This window comes from Bacillus sp. mrc49 (assembly GCF_002803435.1).
Map to the genome: position 1 here is coordinate 1 of NZ_PHNG01000404.1, position 283 is coordinate 283.

The window sequence follows — 283 nt, forward strand, 5'->3', positions numbered from 1 at the left end:
CTTTTTCAAGAAAGTTTGTTTTCATAAATTGTTTTATTCTCACTTGAAAGGCGGGATCTCCTTTTGGGCCTAAAATTAATTTCATGAATTGGGCATTTTCTTCTATATACTCAAATAACTTCACTAAAGGTATCGGTTCGTTCAGTAATTGGGAATCAACAAGCATTTTTGGTTTTAATTCTTTGAAAAATTCTTTCATTTCCTTGATGATCTCGTCTTCGCTCTTTTTCAATAGATCGTATTTATCCTGGTAGTGTAAATAAAAAGTTCCGCGATTAATATC

Annotated in this window: 1 protein-coding gene; it reads right to left on the reverse strand. The window is 31.4% G+C overall.

The genetic code is table 11. The features are described 5' to 3' along the window. The coding region (locus CVN76_RS02515) for a TetR-like C-terminal domain-containing protein (protein ID WP_232732077.1) at positions 1–199 on the reverse strand (199 nt) is incomplete at its 3' end. Positions 200–283: the final 84 nt, after the last annotated feature.